The organism is Bacteroides sp. HMSC067B03 (assembly GCF_001811315.1).
GTDB classification, from domain to species: domain Bacteria; phylum Bacteroidota; class Bacteroidia; order Bacteroidales; family Bacteroidaceae; genus Bacteroides; species Bacteroides faecis.
The window spans coordinates 1-3,070 of record NZ_KV804505.1 but is presented as its reverse complement, the minus strand read 5'-3'; the positions used below and the strand labels follow the sequence as shown (position 1 = coordinate 3,070).

The 3,070-nt window shown below is 45.3% G+C and carries 3 protein-coding genes; all 3 read left to right on the top strand.

What is annotated here, in order from left to right; all coding sequences use genetic code 11:
* Positions 1-1,058: hypothetical protein (locus HMPREF2794_RS26160; RefSeq protein ID WP_070753131.1), on the top strand; the 1,058-nt coding region annotated here is incomplete at its 5' end.
* Between the two features lie 2 nt (positions 1,059-1,060).
* Positions 1,061-1,483, top strand: coding sequence for a hypothetical protein (locus HMPREF2794_RS26155; protein ID WP_055271015.1), 423 nt, complete (start codon positions 1,061-1,063; stop codon positions 1,481-1,483).
* 32 nt (positions 1,484-1,515) lie between these two features.
* On the top strand, positions 1,516-3,070 hold a 1,555-nt coding region (locus tag HMPREF2794_RS26150), incomplete at its 3' end, for a phage portal protein family protein (protein WP_139147304.1).

The following is a 3,070-nucleotide window of genomic DNA, read 5'->3' as shown; positions in this document are numbered from 1 at the left end:
ACGGCTTTATTTGCAAGGCGTTCGGTGCGAAGCAAAAGGTTCGCGGACTTCGTAAAGGTGCGCACCGTCCGGACTTGTGGGTGATCGACGACTTGGAGACACCGCAGACTATCAAAAATAACCGGATGCAGGATGATTATGCGGACTGGATCGAAGCGGACATACTGGCAACCATGACGGGAAAGCGCAGACGTCTGATAGGTGCTAACAACCGTTTTGCATCCCGGATGGTTCAGACATTGTTAAAACAACGGCATCCTGATTGGGATTGGAACTTGGTGAAGGCTTATGATCCGGTAACGTATGAACCAGCGTGGAAATCGATGTATTCCGCCCAGTTCTATCGTCAACAGGAAAAAGACATGGGTATTCTCGCGGCACACGCGGAGTATAACCATGTCCCGCTTGTCAAAGGTAGAATATTCAAGCCCGAAATGGTGAAGTGGGGAAAACTCCCAGACTTGCACACGATGAATGCGATTGTAGCACATTGGGACATTGCGTATGCCGGGACAGATACGAGTGACTTTAACGCATGTAAGATTTGGGGACGGCACAGGAATGAATTTTGGCTGATTGATGGTTTTGTCAAACAGTCAAAAATGAAACTATGTGTACAGTGGATGTGCATGAAGCAGGCGGAATTTAAGGCGCGGGGCATTATCTGTTTTTGGCAATATGAGAGTCAATTCTGGAATGATGAAGTTAAACGGAACATTGAGGAAGCTGAAGCGGAAACGGGGGTGGAGCTTAATTTGGTTCCAATACAAACTCCCAAAACGATGACCAAGTTGCTTCGTATGCTTTCCATGCACCCGTATTATCAGAACGGTCGTATGTATGTCAATGAACTGCTAAAGTCAAACCCTGACATAGCTGTCGGCTTAAAGCAATTGTATGCGGTTGAACCGGGTATGACAGAACATGACGACAGTCCGGATGCCGATGAACAGGCGGTGAAGAAACTTGAAATATACACTGATCCCCCACAATCAGAGGATGAACCCGCGTCACGACCGTGGAAAGCGGGAAGATATAAACGTAAATACACTTGGTAACTATGAAGTACATCAACATGGATGATCTGACAACCATCATACAGAATCGGTTGCTGATCGAAAGTATAGAGAAAGAAGAAGAGATACTGGCAGGGATTGAAGACCTTGTCGTAAGTGAAGTGTGCGCCTATATCGGTGGTCGTTACGACGTGGGGAAAATATTTGGTGATCCTCCGATCCGGACAGGGTTGTTGGTACGTGTGGTCGCATGTATCACAGCCTGTCGTGCTGTCAGCCGGAATGCAACCCGTAAAGTTCCGGATTCCTTGTCGGGCTTGAACGATTGGGCAGACGGCATACTTGTCAAACTGCGCGACGGGATCATGACTTTGCCACAGGATATTCCCCCGGTAACGGATGAAGACGGGAACGCGCAATATCCCATATTATACGGGCACACGCGCAATGGTGGATGGTTTCTTTAAATAGTTCTTAAATCGCTTTTAAAAGGTATGTTATGTACAAAAAATTAAAAGAAATATTCAACTGGTTTCAACAGAAGGCTATTCGTCGGATGAACCTGAAGAATGTACTCAATGAGTATTATTATCGAATGGACAGCAGTGGGTTGCCAACGTCAGGAACAATGTATAAAAGGCAGGCTGTTGTTTATCGGGAAAAGACCATTGACGACTGGATCATGTCAGTGACCGCAGCTACCGATCCGGATGATCCCAGACGTGGTTTATTATACCGCTTTTTTCAGTCGTTATATAACGATGAACATTTGCAGACGACCATTGACAATCGCGTCTTACCTGTGCAACAGGCAAAATATAACCTTGTGGATGATAATGACAATGAAGATGAGGAAGCAAAAAAATTACTGGATCGTCCATGGTTTCACCAGCTTATCAGAATCTGTTTTCTGCATCAGTTACAGGGGGTATCACTTGCCGATCTTTCCCACCTTGATGATAATTTGGAAATTAGCCATGTCGAAGAAATTCCCATGTCAAATTACATTCCACAACAACAAATCATCATCAGGGAGGAATCAGACCAGACTGGATGGTCGTACAAAGACGGTGCGCTTGAACCGTACTATGTACAATTCGGTAATCCGTGGTCGCTGGGGATGCTCAACGAACTGGCGGTCATCATTCTTGCCAAGAAATTAGGATTGGGGGCATGGATGAATTATATCGAAAAATATGGTGTTCCGCCCGTCTTTGTTACTTCAGACAGAATGGATAAAAAGCGGATGGACGAATTATTCGAAATGATGACGGACTTCAGGAATAATTTCTTTGCTGTGCTGCAAGGAAACGAAACGGTCGAGTATGGGAAAGAAGCCGGGGGAAACACAACCAATGCTTTTTTACCGTTAGAGGAACGATGTGACAACCAGATCAGTAAACGTTTGCTGGGTCAGACGGGAACAACTGAAAACGGTGCGTGGGAAGGTACGGCAGAAGTACATGAACGTGTTGAAAAATCGCGGCACGAATATGATAAAATGTTGTTCCAGTTTTATTTCAATTACATTATCATTCCCAAACTGGTAAAGATCAGCCCGGTATACAAACCGCTTGAAAGGCTGAAACTGAAGTGGGACGACACGGAAAGTTTGTCTATCACAGAATACATCGAAGCGATCAACAAGCTGGCTTATACCTTTGAGTTTGACCATGAAGAAGTTGCTAAAAAAACAGGTTTGCCGATCATTGGTCAAAAGAAAAATCCCGGTGGTGAGCAGCAGGGAGGAACATTGCCGAATCAGCCCCAAACAGACCCTCAAAAAAAAAAGACCGAACCGGACGATGAAACGGTAACGTCGCCTGTCATGGAAGCCGGGGAGTATGATTTCAGCAGTATCATCGGAAGAGTGATGAAACAGGTTTACAAACGTAAAGTTAAGACAGGGAATATTGACGGGGAATTATTCAGAAAGACATACGAGGAACTGAATAAGAAGGCGGCTGAAGGATGGGGAGAAGACGACTATAATGATCCGGAACAGGCGGAAGAACCTCAACGGATACGTGACAACTTGTTCAAGTTCTCCGGAG